A 19,680-nucleotide genomic window follows, 5' to 3' on the forward strand; every position below is an offset into this window, starting at 1 on the left:
TTTTGCTATTTATATTCTGCTTTTTACGCATAATAGAACTAATGAATAAGTGATGAAATTTCAAAATATTGGCTATGATAGGATAATTTTGTCTATATCATTTTTGGTCTTTTAGATGAGTAAATTTCGCTTAATTATGATCTGAGAAAATAAATATCAAATATGAAAGAATAAAGGGATCAAATAAGGGATTTTATTTTTATTCTTTTAGAAGATGAGAGTAGGTGTCCGGTTTTTTCCCCGCAGATGATGTCAAATTAAAATACCACTCATTATTAATTACTCATTTATATGGCGGAGTAATTTTTGTCGGATGCTGTAATGGCGGAGACGAGCGGAGAATTGCTCTTTGTATTTCATAAAGGCAGAAGACCTTTAACCAGTTTTCTAATCTTAAAAGTCAAAGTTAAGAGTCAATCAAAATAATTAAAAACAGTCTGCAAAAAATACGACTTCATGAAATCTTGTAATCAAGTATTTCATTTTGGCCTAAATCGGAACTTTGACAGGTCATGACAATAAAACCTGAATTTGATTTTGCACTGATTGCTGTTGAAAAATAATACAATTTTTATGCAGAAAATTATTCTGAACCGGTTTTGATTTTTCTTGAAAAAAATGTGTTAACCTGTGCGACTACATTCAATTTTCCTGACTGAAAATAAACGAAATATTTTAAAAGCCCAGGATATTTCAGACGTAGTTTTCTGATTTGGCATCTAGCCGATTTCCTTATTTCACAGTAGAATATGCGCTCTCTCAAGTCACATTGTGGCATGGTTGTTCAGACCATCCCGTGGAGCCAAAATCAGCATGTTTATCGTTGCCGGTGCACCCGCACATTCTTCTTTTAAGAAAACTCAACTATTATCGCGTTTGACGTCAATTAGTTCTGTTCAATCAATTGAAAGTCAATGGGTCTACCTCTTTGACCAAGCGCTCAGCGAGCAACAACAGCAATCAGCTTTACAGCTTCTCAACGATGGTCAATCTTTTGAATTGCACCAGGCTGCAAGTGATGAAATCCAGATTTTAGTCACACCGCGCGTCGGAACCATCTCTCCTTGGTCCTCTAAAGCGACGGACATTTTCAAAAACTGTAATACGCCGGTTCATCGACTTGAACGCGGCGTTTTGTTTACTTTGAAGGGCGTAAAAGAGCTCTCTAAAGAAGCATTGCAAGTACTTCACGACCGTATGACCGAAAGCGTATTCAATGCGATTGAAGATGCTGCGGTATTATTTGTAGAAACTGCGCCAAAACCACTGAACTCGATTGATATTCTGGGTGAAGGTAAAGAAGCACTGGTAAAAGCCAATAATGAATTTGGTTTTGCATTATCAATGGACGAAATTGATTACCTGACTGAGGCTTTCATCAAGCTAGGTCGTAATCCGAATGACATCGAACTGATGATGTTTGCGCAAGCCAACTCTGAGCATTGCCGTCATAAAATTTTTGGTTCGGAATGGACGATTGATGGTGAAGTTCAGCCATTGTCGTTGTTCCAGATGATCAAGAACACCTATAAAGAATCACCGACAGATGTATTGTCGGCTTATAAAGACAACGCTTCAGTGATTGTTGGTTCGGATACCCAGCGTTTTTATCCAACCCAAGAAGACAACGGCCATCAGGTTTATAAATACAAGAGCCAAGCTGCTCACATCCTGATGAAAGTGGAAACCCACAACCACCCAACAGCAATTGCACCATTTGCCGGTGCAGCGACAGGTTCAGGCGGTGAAATCCGTGACGAAGGTGCGACCGGTCGTGGTGGTAAGCCTAAAGCAGGTTTAACCGGCTTCACGGTATCTAACCTGAATATTCCGGGCTTTGAACAGCCTTGGGAAGAAAACTACGGCAAACCATCGCGTATGGCATCGCCGTTACAAATCATGATTGAAGGCCCGCTTGGTGGTGCTGCGTTTAACAACGAATTTGGTCGTCCAGCTTTAAATGGTTACTTCCGTACTTTTGAACAAAACGTCAATGGCGATGTTAAAGGTTTCCATAAGCCAATCATGATCGCTGGTGGTTACGGAAATATCCGTCCAGATCACGTTGAAAAAGATCCGATCTTACCGGGTGACTTATTGATCGTGCTCGGTGGTCCAGCCATGCTGATCGGTCTTGGCGGGGGTGCTGCATCTTCTGTAGATAGCGGTAAATTGGGCGAAAACCTAGATTTTGCTTCGGTACAACGTGAAAACCCGGAAATGGAACGCCGTTGTCAAGAAGTGATCGATACTTGCTGGCGCATGGAAGACCATAACCCAATTGTGTCGGTGCATGATGTAGGCGCGGGTGGTGTATCAAATGCTATGCCTGAACTGGTGAATGATCATGAGTTAGGTGCAGTGCTAGATCTTCGTAAGATTCCATCTTTAGAACCTGGCATGTCTCCAATGGAGATCTGGTCAAATGAAGCGCAAGAGCGTTATGTATTGGCGATTCGTCCATCTTCTTTAGAATTATTTGAGTCAATCTGTGCACGTGAACGTTGTCCGTTCGCAGTACTGGGTGAGGCGACTGAAGCACGTCATTTAACCGTTGAAGATCCATTGTTCGGCAACAAACCGGTGGATATGCCAATGCAGGTGATGCTTGGTGGTACGCCACGTATGAGCCGTACCTATGAAACGATTGAACGCAAAGGCGATGACTTTGATGCGGCTAAAGTCACCGATTTAAAAGATGCGATTTATCGCGTTCTTAAAAACCCGACTGTTGCTTCTAAATCATTCCTGATCAGTATTGGTGACCGTTCAATTACCGGTATGGTCGCACGTGATCAGATGGTAGGTCGCTGGCAGGTTCCTGTCGCGGATGCTGCTGTGACTACAACAAGCCTTGTCGGTTACACCGGTGAAGCGATGGCAATGGGTGAACGTCCTCCAGTAGCCTTGTTGAATCCTGCTGCTTCTGCACGTTTATCGGTGGCTGAATCGATCTCGAACATCATGTCTGCGAAGATTGAAAAAATCAGCGACATCAAATTGTCTGCAAACTGGATGGCTGCTGCGGGTCAACCGGGCGAAGATCAGGCATTGTTCGAAGGCGTGAAAGCCATCGGTATGGAAATGTGTCCTGCACTGGGTATCGCGATTCCAGTCGGTAAAGACTCATTGTCTATGCGTACCACCTGGAATGATGAAGGTGAAGACAAGTCTGTGACTTCTCCAATGTCGGGCGTGATCACTGCATTTGCGCCAGTGACTGATGTGCGTCAAACATTGACTCCTGAACTGAAAGATATTGAATCTATATTGGTTCGTATTGATCTGTCTAAAGGTCAGTTCCGTCTAGGTGGTTCGATCCTGGCGCAGGTGTATAAAGCAATCGGTTCTGTGACGCCGGATATTGATAGCTTTGATGACTTTAAAGCATTCTTTGCATTGGTTCAAGACTGGAACAACCGTGGTCTGATCAAGGCGTATCATGACATCGGTGATGGTGGTTTATTGGCGACTGTTGCAGAAATGATGTTCGCATCACGTCTAGGTGTGGCTTTAGAAGATCAATCAACTGCAAGCTTATTCGCTGAAGAAATTGGTGCAGTGCTGCAAATCTCGAAAGCAGATTGGGAAGCACTACAAGCTGAAGTTGCAGCATCTACGCTTAAAGATGCAATTGCAGTGGTGGGTACTGTAAATAATTCTGATCAGTTATCTGTAAATGGTTTGGTACTTGAACGTGCTGATCTGCAAGTGGCATGGACTGAAGTTTCTCATCAAATCCAGCGCCTACGTGACAACGTACAAACTGCAGATCAGGAATTTGCCTTAATTACCGATAAAGCACACAAAGGTATTATCGCCCAACCAACATTCGACTTGAATGAAGCGATTGAAGCTCCGTTTATTAACTTGCGTCGTCCAAATATGGCGATTCTGCGTGAGCAGGGGGTCAATGGTCATATCGAAATGGCCGCAGCTTTCGATAAAGTCGGCTTCAATACCGTTGACGTACATATGAGTGACTTGCTGGCAGGTCGTATCAGCCTGGATGATTTTGAAGGCTTGGTAACGTGTGGTGGCTTCTCGTATGGTGACGTGATGGGTGCTGGTGGCGGCTGGGCGAAATCAGTATTGTTCAATGCTAAATTGCGTGACCAGTTTGAGAAATTCTTTAATCGTCAAGAAACCTTCTCGCTGGGTATCTGTAACGGCTGTCAAATGTTGTCGCAATTGGCTCCATTAATTCCGGGTGCGGATGCTTGGCCACGTTTCCATCGCAATACGTCTGAAGTATTTGAAGCGCGTGCAGTGAACGTTCGTGTGGAAAAATCGAATTCAGTATTGTTACAAGACATGCAAGGTTCGATTCTGCCGATCGCTGTGGCGCATGGTGAAGGTCGTGCAGTTGCAACGGCGGAAAACTTTGCTGCACTGAATGCATCGAATCAGGTGGTTCTACGTTATGTCGACAGCCATGGCAATGCAACTGAACAATATCCGTTGAACCCGAATGGTTCACCGGAAGGTATTACCGGTGTAACCTCTCAGGATGGCCGTGCAACGATTATGATGCCGCACCCTGAACGTAACTTCCGCGCGCTCCAGCATTCCTGGAAACCAGAAGACTGGGATCAAGACGGTGCTTGGTTACGTATGTTCCGTAATGCACGTAAATTTATTGGCTAATTGATATAATCAAGAATTAAAAAAGCCCCGAAAGGGGCTTTTTTAATAAGCAAATTATAGATTTATAGGTGATTAGATATAGAATTGAAAAAGATTAAAAAATGAATAAAGAGTCCTCAAATGTCCGATTTAATTGAAAAAGTTTTACTTTTACAAGAATTGCTAATAGCTAGAGCTACTGATACTTATGAAAAAGGTTCTTCAGAGGCATTTATGCAGCTTAGACAAGAGTTACTGACATTTAAAAACTTTTATGAATATATTCCATTTTTTATTAAAGACACACGCACATTAGATGAATTTGAAGCTAGGATTAAGTGGGATTTTGAATCTTACGCTGAACGTGAAAATTATATTTATTCAGAATTTAAAGAATTCTTTAATGTACTAGAAAGTCTAGATGTTCCTCCATTGGATCAGGTAGTACAGTTGAAGATTGCTGAATTAAGCTCGGATTATATACATCAAATATGGCAGAAAGCATTAGAGCGAAGAAGTACAGATCCCGAAGGTGCGATTACATTAGCTCGAACACTTTTAGAATCGACCTGCAAATATATTCTTGATGAATACGAAGTCGGTTATGGCAATGCTCCAGATATAAATCAACTGTATAGATTGGTGAGTAAAGAATTAAACCTTGCTCCATCTCAACATACGGAGCAGACTTTCAAACAAATTCTCGGAGGATGTAGTTCCATCATTGAAGGTTTAGGATCATTGAGAAATAAAGTGGGTGATGCTCATGGGCAAGGTAAAATAAACTTTAAACCTTCTCCAAGACATGCAGAATTAGCAGTGAATTTGGCTGGTACAATGTCCGTGTTTTTATTCTCATCTTGGAAATTAAAACAAGGTGAATGAATTTTTTATTATAAATATTGTTTTTAAATAGTATCTTAATTTTACTGTATGGAAAAATTAAAATAAATTCACTAACATAGGATTATTCAACCACCAATTTGGTGGATTTTTGCTTTTTAAGCATTCTGATTTTTTAATTTTTTTTCTTCCTGCTGAGTTGGTTTAGATTTTGCTTTTATATTGTATATAAAGTGCTATGGTATGTTTTATGCACAACTTTATTGCACTATAAAAGAAAGATGGAATAGATCGGTTCAGTATCAATTCTCAAAGATGAGGTGATGACATGGCTAAAACACTTAGAATAATGGATAAGGCGGCAATGCGTCAGAAAGGCTGGATGTTGTTTTGTATTGTTGTAGGACTACAAATATTGTTCGTTGTGGGCAGTTACTTGCTGCAGGGTTCTTGATCATCAGCTTTAAGAAAGCCACCATTAAGGTGGCTTTATAATTTAAATAACCAATTGAACCTGCTTCAATACCGCCTTTAACGTATTTTCATAATCAAAAGCTTTATTGGTACTGTCCTGATAACGCCAAGCCACATAACCATCCGGACGAACCAGTACTGCACCAGATTCATGAATTTCAGACTTGGCATTCCAGGTTCCATACACATCACGATAGTCACGTGAACCAATCTGAGTCACATCCAGATATGGCAAATCCAATGCTTCTGCCGCCTGTTTCCAGCCTTTACCGGATAAACCTGTGAGCAGGGTAAAACGACCTTTACCGGTAATATCTAAAGTCGACTGCTTTTGACCTTTGGCATTGATCAGCCAGGTATGCGGAACTTTAGCGCCTGGGCGAGTCGTTGCCTGTAAATAAAGCTGCTCATCTTTTTCAAAAACTTCCGGCTCAGACTCCCCAATTAATGCATTTGAGTTGTAACGCTGATTCAGTTCTACACCTTGTGCATTAAATTCGAAGTTTTTAATTTCCAAAGCTTCAAACAGTTTTTTGCGGATTTCAGCACCTTGCTCATCTTCTGAAAAAATACGTTCCAGCATTTGCTTCTGAGTCGTCACACCATTGTCAAAACCAAAGACTTCTTTTAGGTATTTATAATCTAAACGTGATTGATTCGCACGCGCCACAATCTGCTTGCCGACCGGTGCACGCTCAGCCGTATATGAATCCAGCAGGGAAGGCGCAGCCCAGCCTTTAACGGCATATGCCAGTTTCCAGCCCAGGTTAAAGGCATCCTGCATGCAGGTATTTGAACCTAGGCCACTCGATGGTGGATGACGGTGCACCGCATCACCACCACAGAACACGCGACCTTTGGAATACTCAGTTGCCCAGGTCTGGTTCACATACCAGTAAGACAGTTTTTGAATTTCGACATCTTCTACTTCAGCACCAACAAATGTATTGAGACGTGCTCGAACCTGTTCTTCAGTAACTTGTGGTTCGCCTTTGGAAATGTCAAAGCCCCAACCCATGATCCATTCATTCCATGGCGTAATGGCACGTAACAATCCCATACCGAGATCGCCAAAGCTGGCTTCAGGATTCACGATCCATTGCAGAATCGCAGGACGGTGCTGAACGTATTGAGAAAGATCAGCTTTAAAGGTCACATAGACGGTACCGGCACGTGCCATCACGCCTTCCAGTGGCAAGCCGAGCTGTTCCAATACACGAGATTTAGCACCATCCATACCCACCAGATATTTTGCTCTTAAGCTAAATTCAGTATTGGTAATGCGGTTCAGGAAAGTAGCAGTCACGCCATCTTCGTCCTGCACATGTGACAGGTATTCAGTATTGAAGTTATAAATTGCACCACGTTCACCGGCATTTTTCACCAGTAAAGCTTCCATTTTTGGCTGAATCAGATCGACTAATGGACATGGACTGCCTTGGATATAGTCACCATGACGTTCATCACCGGTACCCCATGCACTTAAACGGGCGATTTCTTCGCCGACCAGACTGGTGGTAATCAGGCTTTCACCCATCTGTTCCCATGGTGTTGCAATCTCTTTAACCTGTTCTTCAATACCTAAATCACGTAATACTTCCATGGCACGCTGATTGGTAATATGGGCACGTGGACTATTGGCCAGCCAGCTAAACTGGGTAAACAGTTGTACCTTGATACCATAATTCGCCAAAGCCAAGCCTAATGTTGAACCTGCAGGACCGGTACCAATGATCAGAACATCAGTGTCATAGTGTTGTGTCATACAAGACTCCATGTGTATAGGTGAAGAACAAGCTATCTATATGGTCAGGCAGTCTAGTAAAACAGAATCTATTGATATAGCGATATTCATATAAACTATCGACCTATTCTTATTTGCAATACGTGGGTCATAATTTTAAGATGCTGACCTGATCAGAAACCGGGCAGGCTATGGAACTTTGACATTTACGCTATTTTATCACCGTGGCGCAGCAACAAAGTTTTACCAAGGCCGCCGAAAAGCTGTTTACTGCGCAGCCGTCATTAAGCCAGCAAATTAAGGATCTGGAACAGGAAGTAGGCATTGTCCTGTTTGATCGTTCATCGAGAAAAGTCAAACTCACCGATGAAGGGCGGGCTTTTCAGATCTATGCCGAAAAAGCACTGGAAAATGCCAAGTTGGCAGTGGCAGCAGCACGTCAGGTCGCACAGCAGAAAAATAACCAGATTCATATTGGCTTTCTGAATGTTGCAGAAATCAAAGTGATGCCGCAGATTCTGGCACAGCTTAAAAAAACCATGCCGGACTTGAAAATCCATCTGCATAGCTTGACCTGTATGGAACAGATTCAGCGGCTAAAAAATGCTGAACTGGATTTATGTATTACCCGCTTTCATCTGGACCATCCAGATTTTGAGAATATTCATTTATTAACCGAGCAAATTTATCTGATAGCCGCTCAGCACTTACATTCTACAGATCGAATCCTGAAATTACAGGAACTAAAAAACCATAATATAATTATGTGTGAGCAGAATGCTTCACCAGTATTTTATAAAAAGCTGGATAGACTACTCTGCATTGATCAGCTTGAGCATGAACAGCTGTTGTGGGTGACCAATGTCTTGCAACACATCAATCTGACCAATATGGGGATGGGTTTTAGTTTTGCTCCTGAGTATTTACTGAGATTTTTGAATGATCATGTGAAAATCATCCAGACGGATCAGGCACTGCCAAAACTAGGCTTGTATGCAACATTTAACAAGAATTCCCAAAATCCTGCATTGAAGATAATTACCCAAGCCCTTAAAAATACAATAAATATCTGAATTTCAGGAAAGAATATATGTTAAAGCTGATTTATTACGTACCGGACGAAAATCTGGAAGACACCAAAAATGCAGTCTTTGCAGCAGGAGCGGGTGGTATTGGTGAGTATACGAACTGCGCCTGGCAGGTTTTAGGAACAGGACAGTTTAAGCCGCAAGAAGGTGCAGATCCTCATATTGGTGAAGTCGGTAAACTGGAACAGGTAGAGGAATGGCGGGTAGAAATTCTGGTGCCAGATGAAAAGGCAGTCGAGGTCGCTAAAGCCTTAAAAGAAAGCCATCCTTATGAAGAGCCAGCTTTTGAGTTTATCCAGCTGTTGGATATCGAAGTCTAAACTCAAAGTATTACTCATATTATATTCACTGAGGCGTGTTCATCTTAGCGCGCCGTCAGTCTACATTTGAAAAACAGTCAAACTGCTTTTGTTATTATAAAATTTGCCCTAGCACTCCAGATAAAAAATACAATAAGGAAAATAACAATGCAGTGGCCAAAACCGCTGAGCAGAATGCTCAAAAATACGCTTAGTAAATCCATTCAATACAGTGCAGAAATTCTGCATAGTCGTATTCCCTATTCCAGTGCACTCCAAAGCATTGATCCGCTCGATTCAGGGACCGATCGAAGATCAGGATATACGACTAGAGCGCTTTATTTTTGAACAAGGAACGGGAAAAGTGACACGAACCGTATTATCAAATATCAAGCAGGAATTTCCACGGATTAATGAAGCATTTATTGGGCGACAGTATCGTTATATCTATAGTATTTCTTTTGGTGAATTTGACGATCCTTCCCATGTCAGCAGCAATACGGTGATGTGTTTTAATTTAAGAACCAGAACCACAGAAAGTTACTCCTTTGGAGAAAACTGGGTTACTGGTGAGGCAGTCTTTGTCGCACGGGAAAATGCTCAGGCTGAAAATGATGGCTGGCTAATGTCTTATATCCATGCTTTAGATTGTAGCCCCTCGAAAGTTGTAATTCTGGATGCCCAGCATATTACAGAAGGACCCATTGCAACGATTCATTTACCAGTTCGGGTACCGGTCGGATTTCATTGTAACTGGATTGATTATCGGAAATTAAGAGCGAACTATTCTTAAAAAATGATTTAGCATCGACTTGTATTTGCTCTAAATAGATTTCTTCCTTTTCGCCATCCGCGTATCAAATATTATTTCTTTTCAAAATAGTAGTGAATTTACATTGAGGTGACATGGATGTCACCTGCCAGACAGAGGTTCAAGGACGAACCTTCTGTCTGGCAATGGCTTTGGTTACTTTGGCCTGTCAAAGTAACGAAAATGCCTACGCGTATATCAGTTAATTTAAGAAAACAGTCGAGGCCGTGATATTCATTCAATAAACGTACTTAAATCTTCTGAATAAATAGTTCACGATCAAAACGGTACTGCGGGAAGAATACTCCATCTTCAGCGCGTTCACCCGCACCAATTACCATGACTGGATACTGTTCATCATTTAATTTCAGAATTTCACGAACCATCGGCTCATCAAAACCTTCCATCATACAGCTGTCAAAACCATAAGCACGTAAAGCTAAGACCAGATTTTCACAAGCGAGCGCCGTCGTTTTGGTCGCCCACAGTTTTGCATCAGCCGGACTGAAAGCAGACACTGGCATTTGTTTGTTCAATGTACGGGCAACTTTGAAAGCCACTTTCTTAAAGTTACCAAAAGCATTCAGATAACCAGTCTTATAGTTGTAGGGAATATATTTATAGTATTTCTTAATCGCGGGCGGTGCTTCTGGAAATGGAAATTCATTTACATTACGTTTCGCCATTTCATCGATACGGTCGGTACGTGCGATACAGACAATTAGCTCAGAAGCTGTTTTGGCTGCCAGTTGACTCATACAGGCTTTGACCAGATGTTTTTTCTTGCTTGAATTTTGTACCACATAAAAAGTCCAAGGCTGCAAGTTCGACGAATTCGGGGCCAACAATGCCAGATCCAGACAGGCATCTAGAACTTCAACAGGAATTGGCTTTTTGGTAAATTTACGTACTGAACGTCGGCTTTCAATTACTTTACGAAAATTATCGACATCTATATCTTGGGGTGCAGGTTCGTAATAACGTTTCTTTTCTGGATTTGAGCTATCTGTTGTTTGGGAAGAGGTTTCGGAGTTTTGATTTGGCATACTTCAGATTCTTGGAAAAATAAAAGATTGAGGCAGTTTAAACCACCTCATTGAACTCATAAGTTTGAAAATTAGTTGAATTGTGTGAAATCAGGTTTACGTTTTTGCATAAAGGCTTGAACCGCTTCCAGCATTTCTGGTGAGCCGACACGCTGCATGAAAATCTCTGCTTCATGGTCAATCCATTCCACAATTTCATTCACATTGTGTTTCATCAAGGCTTTGGATTGCACCAGTGATGCCAATGGCAGGGCAGAGAATTGGGTAGCTTGTGCTGCTGCTTTGGTGTAAACATCTTCTTCAATGCTATTTACCAGACCTGCGTCGAGTGCTTTTTCGCTATTGAATTTTTGCGCAGTCAGCAATAATTCGGCTGCTTTATGATAACCCGCTTGCTGAATCAACAGCTTGCTTGAAGCGCCTTCAGGCGATAGACCCAGACTGACAAATGGAATCTGGAACAAGGCAGTATTGTCACTATAGACCAGATCACAATGCAATAAGATCGTCACGCCAATGCCGATCGCAACACCACGCACCGCAGCAATCAAAGGCTTGGAAAATTTTGCAGCAGATTTGAGTAAAACAAACGGCGGGCCTTCAGCAGCGGGTGCCTGACCTTTCTTCGCAGCAGATTTCATAAAATCCTGCATATCATTGCCCGCACTAAAGTCTGTGTCCTGACCACGCAATACAACTACACGAACTTCAGGTGCCTGATCTGCTTCATCTAAAGCTTTCGCAATCCAGAGATAAAGCTCACTATATAACGCATTTTTCGCTTCCGGGCGATTGATGGCTAAAGTGAGTACACCATGTTCTAAATTCGCATTCAAATGCTCATGAGGTTGTTGAATACAGCTCAGTGTCATCGTACTATCCTTGCTTTAAAACTTAATTTGATTTTATGGGAATGATTATGTCGCATATTTATTGGGGCAGCACAACTCATGAGTCATAAAAAACTGATCCCTTATGAACTATACATTTGATTATCTGGTTTTCATTGGCCGTTTTCAGCCTTTTCATCTGGCACACATGCAAACTATTAATATTGCCCTGCAGCACAGTCAACATGTGATTTTAGCGCTTGGTTCTGCGCAAAATGAACGCAATATCAAGAATCCATTCTTGGCTTCGGAGCGTGAAGCCATGATCCTGTCAAATTTCAGTCCTGAAGATCGAGCTCGGATCAAATTTGTAGAAGTCATAGATGTTTATAATGATGAAAAATGGCAAAAACTGGTGAAATCGCTGGTGAATCAGGTTATTGAACCGGATGCCAAAGTTGGGCTGATTGGGCACTTTAAAGATGATTCTTCTTATTATTTAAAGTTTTTTCCAGAATGGGAAATGGTCGAACTTGACAGCCTGGAAGATGCCTTATCCGCCACGCCGATGCGTGAAGCTTATTATCGTGGCGAAATTCAACGAGATAAATTTCCACAAGGCACAATTGATTTTCTAGAGAATTTCCAAAAAACCACGACCTATCAGCAACTCAGTGAAAAATTTTCCCAGAATGATAAAACCAATCTGCTTTAAAAGTATTAGGTCGTTATGGGTTGATTCATGATAGTTTGAGCATGCTGTCTTAGACATTCACTTAAAATCTCCAAGGCAGGAGACTGTTCTTTCCAGTGATGCCAATATAGGGGGACTTCAATGCGTAATTCCCTTGAAAGCTCAAGCAGTTGACCTGACTCTAGCAAATCCCTGGTTTGATAGTCCGGCAGCCAGCCATAGCCTAGACCCATGACAATCGCATCAAAAAATGCATGGGTCGATGGAATAAAAAAGTGAGGATATTGAGCAAGGTTCAGGCCAAATTCGTGCTGAATAAATTGGGTATGGAGTTGGTCTTTTTCATTAAAAATAATGGCAGGGGCAAGGCGTAGCGCATCCCGATGTATGCCTTGATGAAACCAGTTTCGGGAAAATTCAGGCGTAGCAACGAGACGGTATTGCATCTGTCCAATCAACTCAGCCCGGCAACCTTTCATTGCCTTGGCTTCAGTACTCAAACAGGCATTGACGAGACCTGCTTCTAACAGATGATGAGTCTGAGATTGATCATCTACTTGAAAATGCAACACAATTTTATGCTGGATCAGCTGGGCTTGTAAGGTTGGTAATAGCCAGGTCGCGAGCGAATCAGCATTGGTGGCAATATTCAGACAATAGAAACCTTCCTGTTGCAATTGTCCACCCAAATCCTGCATCAGATTCTGTTCTAGCAAACGTTGATGCTGTAAATAATGCAATAAGGTTTGTCCGGATTGAGTCACACGGCAAGGCCGATCTCTCACCAGAAGCAATTGTCCCAATTTTTTTTCCAGACTTTGAACACGAAGGGTCACTGCCGAGGCAGTAATATTTAGCTGCTCGGCAGCCAGATCGAAACTTCCCGTTTTTGCAACTGCGTAAAAAGCATCACATTGTTTCGCATTCAGCATATCTGTTATCTAAAAATAATTTAGTTAAATTGATATTAACTTAGTTTTAATTAATCGCATCCATTTTGTTGAATAATTCATTTATTCAAAAAAAAGGGGAATGTGATGTTCAGTTATATGATGAGTGGTTTTGCAGTGGGAATGAGCCTGATTGTCAGTATCGGTGCACAGAATGCTTTTGTATTAAAACAAGGTTTAAAACAGCAGCATGTGTTCTGGGTCTGTGTGATTTGTGCCTTGTCTGATTCCATTTTAATTCTGCTTGGCGTACTGGGCTTTGCGCGCGTCATTGAACATTATCCGGATATTGTTATATTTTCTAAATATATTGGCGCAGGATTCCTATTTTATTATGGTTTACACCATGCGATCAGCGCATTTAAATCAACAGAGGTTTTGGCACCAAGTGGTCAGCTAACAGAGCATTTTCTACAAGTGCTGATGATCTGCCTGGCTTTTACCTGGCTGAATCCGCATGTTTACTTAGACACAGTCATATTGATTGGATCAATTTCAACCCAATACGCTTTAGGAAAATGGTGGTTTGCTTTAGGTGCTGTCTGTGCTTCCTGGTTTTTTTTCTTTAGTTTGGGATATGGAGCAAAAATACTGACGCCTTGGTTTCAACATCCAAAAGCATGGAAAATACTGGATGCTATTATTGCATGTACCATGTGGGGCGTCGCGGTGTCATTAATACTCAGTATTTGATTCAGGTTACGAAAGTGGATAGATTGGTTAAGAGTTGTCTAAACGTGTCATTTTAGATAGGTATCGAGAATGGTCAGCGCAGAAAACAACTCTTTTCAGTACTGCAAGCACATAGATATTTCAATATAAATTGAACTTAAAATAAATGATCTGTTTGTACAAAAAATTTATAAAATCAGAATTTTATAAGATGGCGCAAGTCTCCTGTTAACCTAGCAGGGCCACTTATAAGAGAAAAACCAGCGCAAGTATTTTGTCCGTTAGTCATGAATGATTTTACAAAAACTTCAATAAACTGGTATAAAAAGAACGAAAACCTGTTCGTTCAAAAAACAAGAAAATTTAGTTTCAGATTAAGCCGTGTACTTAAATCCGATCAATAAGAAATTAAACAAGGTGGATTTAAAATTGAAAACAATAATAAAAACTGGGCTCCTTAGCCTAGCGATCTGTTTGGCTTTGACTAGTCAGTCTTTTGCAAGATCATGGACCTTAACTCCCAAAAGTGATGTCGGTTTTGAGATTAAGTCGATGGGTCTTACTGTGGTTAAAGCCAAGTTCAATCAGGTTCAATCCACGATGCAGTTTGATGCTAAAGCACCGCAAAATGCCTCAACCCATCTGGTCATGGATGTAGAAAGTTTAAGCTTTAGTAAGCCGCTATTTAAACATATGATTTTGGGCGAAGACCTGTTTTATGTAGAAAAATATAAGACTGTAATTTTTAAAAGTATCCAGTTTAAAGATCTAGGCAATGGCAAATACAATGTTTTAGGTCATTTAACCCTGCGTGGTGTGACCAAGCCAGTGATTTTCGAAACCACTTTTAAACCTAGTATGTCAAATGCCAACCTGCTTGATGTTCAGGCATCTGCCGTGATTAACCGTAGGGATTTTGGTATGAAAAAAGGAATTGCCGGGGTAGGAGATAAAGTGAATCTTCATCTATCAGGACAGTGTGAAATGAACTAGGGGAAATATAAAATACTTGATTATACAAATGTTATCGTAAAAAAAAGCCCGAATGTTTCGAGCTTCTATTCATACACAAGCATACAATTAAGCAGCTTGCAAAGCTTTTAAATCTTCCAAAACTTGTTCTGCATGACCTGCTGCTTTGACTTTGCGGTACTCTTTAACCAGTTCACCGTTATGGAAAATAAAAGTTGAACGCTCAATGCCCATGACTTGTTTGCCATACATATTCTTTTCTTTGATTACATCAAAATGATGACACAACACTTCTTCTTTATCACTGATCAGATTGATACTCAGATTCTGCTTTTCAGTAAAGTTCTGATGCGCTTTTACCGAATCACGGGACACACCAAGAATTGTAGTATTTAAAGCATCGAACTGATCTTTTAAACAGGAAAAGCCAACTGCCTGAGTCGTACAACCCGGCGTAGAATCTTTAGGATAAAAATAAATCACCAGCCATTCTGTATTTAACTGGGTTAAATTGATTTCGCCTGTCGTCGCAGGGAAATTCTGGTTAAGCAAACTAATTTCAGACATAAAAACTCCTGTTTTCTTTAAATTTTTTCAAAAAAATAAGCCACATTATAGTGGCTTATTTTATCAAAGAATCATCAGATCTTATTTCTTTGGTGCCGCTTGGGCTGATTTCATTGCTTCTTCAGTCAAAGTTTTCAGTTTGCCTGTTAACTGTGGACCAAAGCATGCTTGAAGATCTTTATTCTGCTTCTGTACAAAAGCTAGAGTGCCTGGGCTTTTCTTCTGGTTAATGGTGCTTTGAATTTCCCATTTTTGTGCATTGGTTAATTTTCCATCTGCTTCAATAGCACAACCACAATATTTGCTGACTTCAGCAGCCGTCAATTTTTTACTTTTGCCAGTTTCATTTTTACAAACATTGATCAATGCAGATTTTACATTGGTGCTTTTATAAGCTTGTTGTAATTTGTCATCAGCCGCTTGAGCCGTAGTTGCGGACATAGCAGCAGCTGAAACAATTGCTGAAAGCACGATGCTTGATTTTAAATTCTTCATAAACTCTACCTTGTTATTACGGTATATAACGTGTCGGGTCTTCAACACCTGCGTCCGCAAAACCCTGTTTACGTAAACGACAACTGTCGCATTTGCCACAGGCACGTCCTTGGTCATCTGCTTGATAGCATGACACCGTTTGACTGTAGTCTACGCCATGTTCAATACCTAAGCGAATGATATTTGCTTTGGATAAATGTAACAAAGGTGTTTCAAATTTGAGCGCCTGACCCTCTACGCCAACCTTGGTTGCAAGGCGCGCCATGGTGGCAAATGCGTCAATAAATTCCGGACGGCAATCCGGATAACCGGAGTAATCAACCGCATTAATTCCGATGACAATCGCTTCAGCTTCGAATACTTCTGCCGCGGCCAGAGCGTAAGACAGGAAGATGGTATTACGTGCCGGAACATAGGTAATCGGAATGCCAGCCTGTTCATGGTCGGGCACCTCAATACTATGATCGGTAAGGGCTGAGCCACCCAGATTACCCAGATCAATATTGATCACTCTATGTTCCACACCCGCACGTTGCGTTAAAGCTTTTGCTGCATCCAGCTCGGTCGTTGAACGCTGACCATATCGAAAACTGAGTGCGATACATTCATAGCGTGCCTGTGCCCAAGCCAGACATGTTGTTGAGTCTAATCCGCCAGATAACAGGACAATGGCACGAGGGCGCATAAGCTGATTCTCCAAAAAAATACTTTACAAAAAATTAACGACCAGTTTCATCATTCCATAACAACTTGTGTAGCTGTAACTGGAAACGAACAGGGAGATGGTCTTCTAAAATCCACTGAGCCAAATCACGTGCCAGTGGTGGTAACTGAACTGCACCTTTTTCGACCGCAAATGCAGGCGAAAACCAAACTGTACTCACTTTGTCTTGAAGTTGGTACAGTTCTAACTGCTGCTTTGACCATTCATAATCTTCACGATTGCATATCACAAACTTGATTTGATCATGTGCAGTTAAATGATCGAGATTAGAAAGCAAATTCCGTGCAACTTCACCTGAAGTTGGTGTTTTTAAATCGAGGACTTTGGAAACACGCGGATCCACTTTGGACACATCTAAAGCGCCACTGGTTTCAAGTGAAACTTCACATCCTAAATCTGCAAGTCGCTGCATCAGGGGCAGGGCATTGGGCTGCGCCAGTGGTTCACCGCCGGTCACACAGACGTAAGGGGTTTTAAAATCTAGCGTGGTCTGGATAATATCGTCCAGAGACTGACGCTCACCGCCTTCAAAGGAATAGGTGGTATCACAATAGCTACAACGTAATGGACAACCGGTTAAACGGATAAATACCGTTGGTAGTCCTGCGGCATTGGCTTCACCTTGCAATGAATAGAAAATCTCCGTAATGCGTAAACCCGCAGACGGATCAGAGACAGGAATTGCGGAAGATCGAAGCGTATTCATAACAAAACTAACCAATGAGAAATAAATAACCGGGTATAAAAATAAAAATCCCTACGATTATTACTAATCGTAGAGACGAGGAGCGGTTGAAGCTCCGAGGAACACGAATGTATCCTCTAAGTTAAGACATTTTAGTCTTCGCGTAATAGATCGTTCAGGCTTGTTTTAGAACGAGTTTGTGCATCAACTTTTTTCACGATAATGGCAGCATACAAGCTATAAGTACCGCATTTAGAAGGGAGGCTACCAGCAACAACGACTGAACCTGCTGGTACGCGACCGTAGTGGATTTCGCCGGTGGCACGGTCATAAATCTTGGTTGATTGACCAATGAATACGCCCATTGAAATCACAGAACCTTCTTCAACGATTACGCCTTCCACGATTTCAGAACGTGCACCGATAAAGCAGTTATCTTCAATAATGGTTGGATTCGCTTGCAGTGGCTCAAGCACACCACCAATGCCTACACCACCTGACAAGTGAACATTTTTACCGATTTGCGCACATGAACCTACAGTTGCCCAAGTATCAACCATCGTGCCTTCATCTACATAAGCACCGATATTGACATAAGAAGGCATCAAGATCACGCCTTTGGCTTGGAAAGAACCTTTACGTGCGACAGCAGGTGGTACGACGCGTACGCCAGCAGCCTTGAATTGTTCTTCAGTCCAGCCTGAGAATTTAGTCTCTACTTTGTCATAGAAACGAAGATCACAGGCTTCCATTGGTTTGTTGTCGTTTAATTTAAATGATAACAATACCGCTTTTTTAATCCATTGATGAACAACCCATTCACCATCGATTTTTTCAGCAACACGTAAAGTACCATTGTCTAGACCAGCAATTACTTCCTCAACTGCTTGACGGATTTCAGCAGAGCAATCTGCAGCTGTAAAATTCGCACGGTCTTCAAACGCTTGTTCAATGATTGTTGAAAGCTGCGACATGATCTTCCTTCCAGAAAAAAATTTTCTAGATTTTACACTATATTGCAGGAAAAATAGTTGAAAGCACTAAAAATAGATGAAAAATAACCAAAAGTGTAGAAAGCGTGAAATTATTAAAGTGATAAGTGTACTTTTTCATTATGTTGAAATGTAGGAGAAGTGTTAGAAAACGCTTGGTTCTGAACAAGAAAAATTAATTTGTATCAAAAAATAACAAAAGATCAGCAAAATGCGAATAAAAAATATTTTTTAAGTCCTTTATATTGAGCCTATCACGAATAACTAATGATCAAAATAAGTTCTTTTGAGGAGAGAAATAATGAAAGCTTTATATCAACTTTTAGCAGTATCCGTTCTAGCTGCCACAGCTGGATCTGTCATGGCTGCTGATGAAACAATCGTAACAGATGAAGGCGTTGCTGAATTCTCTTTCTTTAAACCAGCTTCTGTTCGTGCTGAAGTCGGTACTACCGGTTATGGTGGTGCAATTTCCTGGAGTGCTAACCCATATGTAGGTGTAACTTTAGGTTATAACGGCGGTGATATTTCCTGGTCTGATGATTTATCAATCAATGGTTCTGATTATGACCTAGATATGGACAATAACCTGACTTACCTAAATGCTGAAATCCGTCCTTGGGCAAACTGGTTCTATATGGCGGCTGGTGTAGGTTATATTGATAATGATTATGGTCTAGAACGTCGTCCAGGTACTAATGCTTCATTTACAGTAGGTGGAGAACGCTTTAGCAATCCAACTGGTGCCGATGTTCGTATTAGTGGTGATTTATCCTACAAGAACAACATTGCTCCTTATGTAGGTATCGGTTTTTCTCCCGCGATTACTAATCGTTGGGGAGTATTTGGTGAAATTGGTGCCTACTATAATGGAAATCCAACTGCAAATTTAACTGCTAATCCAGAAGCTTTAATAGCAGTAGGCCCAGGAAGCGAAGGTAACAGTTTAGAAGATGCTCTTGCTCAAGAAGAACGTGATATTCGTAACGACAATAAATACGAATGGTTACCAGTAGCGAAACTGGGTGTAAGCTTCCGCTTCTAAGATTTAACTTAATACAAAAAAATGGGCTTCGGCCCATTGCTGTCCCACAATTTTTCACAAGAGGAAGCTCATTTGAGCTTCCTCTTGTTTTATGGGTATTTTATCGGGTGAAAATAAAGCTTT

19 protein-coding genes are annotated in these 19,680 nt (G+C 41.3%); 10 read left to right on the forward strand and 9 right to left on the reverse strand.

Features of this window, described 5'->3' with window-relative positions:
* Positions 1-813 precede the first annotated feature (813 nt).
* The 3 genes from purL (at position 814) to NI468_RS16285 (ending at position 5,923) form a co-directional block, all read left to right on the forward strand.
* A complete protein-coding gene (gene purL / locus NI468_RS09710) occupies positions 814-4,647 on the forward strand; it encodes a phosphoribosylformylglycinamidine synthase (RefSeq protein ID WP_253101567.1) in 3,834 nt (1,277 codons plus the stop codon).
* A 120-nt stretch (positions 4,648-4,767) separates the two neighbouring features.
* Positions 4,768-5,511: an abortive infection family protein gene (locus tag NI468_RS09715; protein WP_005097594.1), complete on the forward strand. Its 744-nt coding sequence runs from the start codon at positions 4,768-4,770 to the stop codon at positions 5,509-5,511.
* Positions 5,512-5,797: 286 nt separating this feature from the next.
* A complete protein-coding gene (locus tag NI468_RS16285) occupies positions 5,798-5,923 on the forward strand; it encodes a KGW motif small protein (RefSeq protein WP_004645654.1) in 126 nt (41 codons plus the stop codon).
* Positions 5,924-5,965: 42 nt separating this feature from the next.
* Here NI468_RS16285 and NI468_RS09725 read toward each other — a convergent pair whose 3' ends face one another.
* Positions 5,966-7,708 carry an FAD-dependent oxidoreductase gene (locus NI468_RS09725; protein ID WP_253101570.1) on the reverse strand — a complete coding sequence of 581 codons (1,743 nt, stop codon included), beginning with the start codon at positions 7,706-7,708 and terminating at the stop codon, positions 5,966-5,968.
* A gap of 197 nt (positions 7,709-7,905) precedes the next feature.
* Between NI468_RS09725 and NI468_RS09730 the strand changes: the two genes are divergently transcribed.
* From NI468_RS09730 to NI468_RS09740, 3 genes are all read left to right on the forward strand, one after another.
* A complete protein-coding gene (locus tag NI468_RS09730; RefSeq protein WP_253101600.1) occupies positions 7,906-8,760 on the forward strand; it encodes a LysR substrate-binding domain-containing protein in 855 nt (284 codons plus the stop codon).
* Between the two features lie 17 nt (positions 8,761-8,777).
* A complete protein-coding gene (locus NI468_RS09735) occupies positions 8,778-9,095 on the forward strand; it encodes a YqfO family protein (protein ID WP_005265795.1) in 318 nt (105 codons plus the stop codon).
* A gap of 211 nt (positions 9,096-9,306) precedes the next feature.
* On the forward strand, positions 9,307-9,867 hold the full coding sequence (locus NI468_RS09740; RefSeq protein ID WP_004279093.1) for a carotenoid oxygenase family protein: 561 nt from the start codon (positions 9,307-9,309) through the stop codon (positions 9,865-9,867).
* A 269-nt stretch (positions 9,868-10,136) separates the two neighbouring features.
* Here NI468_RS09740 and NI468_RS09745 read toward each other — a convergent pair whose 3' ends face one another.
* A complete protein-coding gene (locus tag NI468_RS09745; protein ID WP_253101573.1) occupies positions 10,137-10,931 on the reverse strand; it encodes a nitroreductase family protein in 795 nt (264 codons plus the stop codon).
* 71 nt (positions 10,932-11,002) lie between these two features.
* On the reverse strand, positions 11,003-11,803 hold the full coding sequence (locus NI468_RS09750; protein ID WP_253101576.1) for an enoyl-CoA hydratase-related protein: 801 nt from the start codon (positions 11,801-11,803) through the stop codon (positions 11,003-11,005).
* Positions 11,804-11,906: 103 nt separating this feature from the next.
* On the opposite strand from NI468_RS09750, the gene NI468_RS09755 reads away from it, so the two are divergent.
* Positions 11,907-12,476, forward strand: a complete 570-nt coding sequence (locus tag NI468_RS09755; protein ID WP_253101579.1) for a nicotinate-nicotinamide nucleotide adenylyltransferase — start codon at positions 11,907-11,909, stop codon at positions 12,474-12,476.
* Between the two features lie 5 nt (positions 12,477-12,481).
* On the opposite strand, the gene NI468_RS09760 is transcribed toward NI468_RS09755, so the two are convergent.
* Positions 12,482-13,387 carry a LysR family transcriptional regulator ArgP gene (locus NI468_RS09760; protein ID WP_253101582.1) on the reverse strand — a complete coding sequence of 302 codons (906 nt, stop codon included), beginning with the start codon at positions 13,385-13,387 and terminating at the stop codon, positions 12,482-12,484.
* Positions 13,388-13,492: 105 nt separating this feature from the next.
* On the opposite strand from NI468_RS09760, the gene NI468_RS09765 reads away from it, so the two are divergent.
* Both NI468_RS09765 and NI468_RS09770 read left to right on the forward strand, forming a co-directional pair.
* Positions 13,493-14,098, forward strand: coding sequence for a LysE/ArgO family amino acid transporter (locus NI468_RS09765; RefSeq protein WP_004279088.1), 606 nt, complete (start codon positions 13,493-13,495; stop codon positions 14,096-14,098).
* A 408-nt stretch (positions 14,099-14,506) separates the two neighbouring features.
* Positions 14,507-15,070: a YceI family protein gene (locus NI468_RS09770; RefSeq protein WP_077068000.1), complete on the forward strand. Its 564-nt coding sequence runs from the start codon at positions 14,507-14,509 to the stop codon at positions 15,068-15,070.
* An 87-nt stretch (positions 15,071-15,157) separates the two neighbouring features.
* On the opposite strand, the gene NI468_RS09775 is transcribed toward NI468_RS09770, so the two are convergent.
* The 5 genes from NI468_RS09775 to dapD all read right to left on the reverse strand — a co-directional run bounded on the left by NI468_RS09775 (position 15,158) and on the right by dapD (position 18,494).
* Positions 15,158-15,616: a peroxiredoxin gene (locus NI468_RS09775; RefSeq protein ID WP_253101585.1), complete on the reverse strand. Its 459-nt coding sequence runs from the start codon at positions 15,614-15,616 to the stop codon at positions 15,158-15,160.
* A gap of 81 nt (positions 15,617-15,697) precedes the next feature.
* On the reverse strand, positions 15,698-16,111 hold the full coding sequence (locus tag NI468_RS09780; RefSeq protein WP_253101588.1) for a hypothetical protein: 414 nt from the start codon (positions 16,109-16,111) through the stop codon (positions 15,698-15,700).
* Between the two features lie 16 nt (positions 16,112-16,127).
* Positions 16,128-16,796 (reverse strand): 7-cyano-7-deazaguanine synthase QueC, encoded by a 669-nt coding sequence (queC, locus tag NI468_RS09785; protein WP_253101591.1) that lies wholly within the window; start codon positions 16,794-16,796, stop codon positions 16,128-16,130.
* Positions 16,797-16,830: 34 nt separating this feature from the next.
* The gene (gene queE, locus NI468_RS09790) at positions 16,831-17,541 is read right to left on the reverse strand and encodes a 7-carboxy-7-deazaguanine synthase QueE (protein ID WP_253101594.1); all 711 of its coding nucleotides are present in this window, start codon (positions 17,539-17,541) and stop codon (positions 16,831-16,833) included.
* A 131-nt stretch (positions 17,542-17,672) separates the two neighbouring features.
* Positions 17,673-18,494: a 2,3,4,5-tetrahydropyridine-2,6-dicarboxylate N-succinyltransferase gene (gene dapD / locus NI468_RS09795; RefSeq protein ID WP_004645637.1), complete on the reverse strand. Its 822-nt coding sequence runs from the start codon at positions 18,492-18,494 to the stop codon at positions 17,673-17,675.
* Positions 18,495-18,813: 319 nt separating this feature from the next.
* Between dapD and carO the strand changes: the two genes are divergently transcribed.
* Positions 18,814-19,557, forward strand: coding sequence for an ornithine uptake porin CarO (gene carO, locus NI468_RS09800; RefSeq protein WP_253101603.1), 744 nt, complete (start codon positions 18,814-18,816; stop codon positions 19,555-19,557).
* Positions 19,558-19,680 lie beyond the last annotated feature (123 nt).

Source organism: Acinetobacter lwoffii, assembly GCF_024129355.1.
GTDB classification, from domain to species: domain Bacteria; phylum Pseudomonadota; class Gammaproteobacteria; order Pseudomonadales; family Moraxellaceae; genus Acinetobacter; species Acinetobacter lwoffii_I.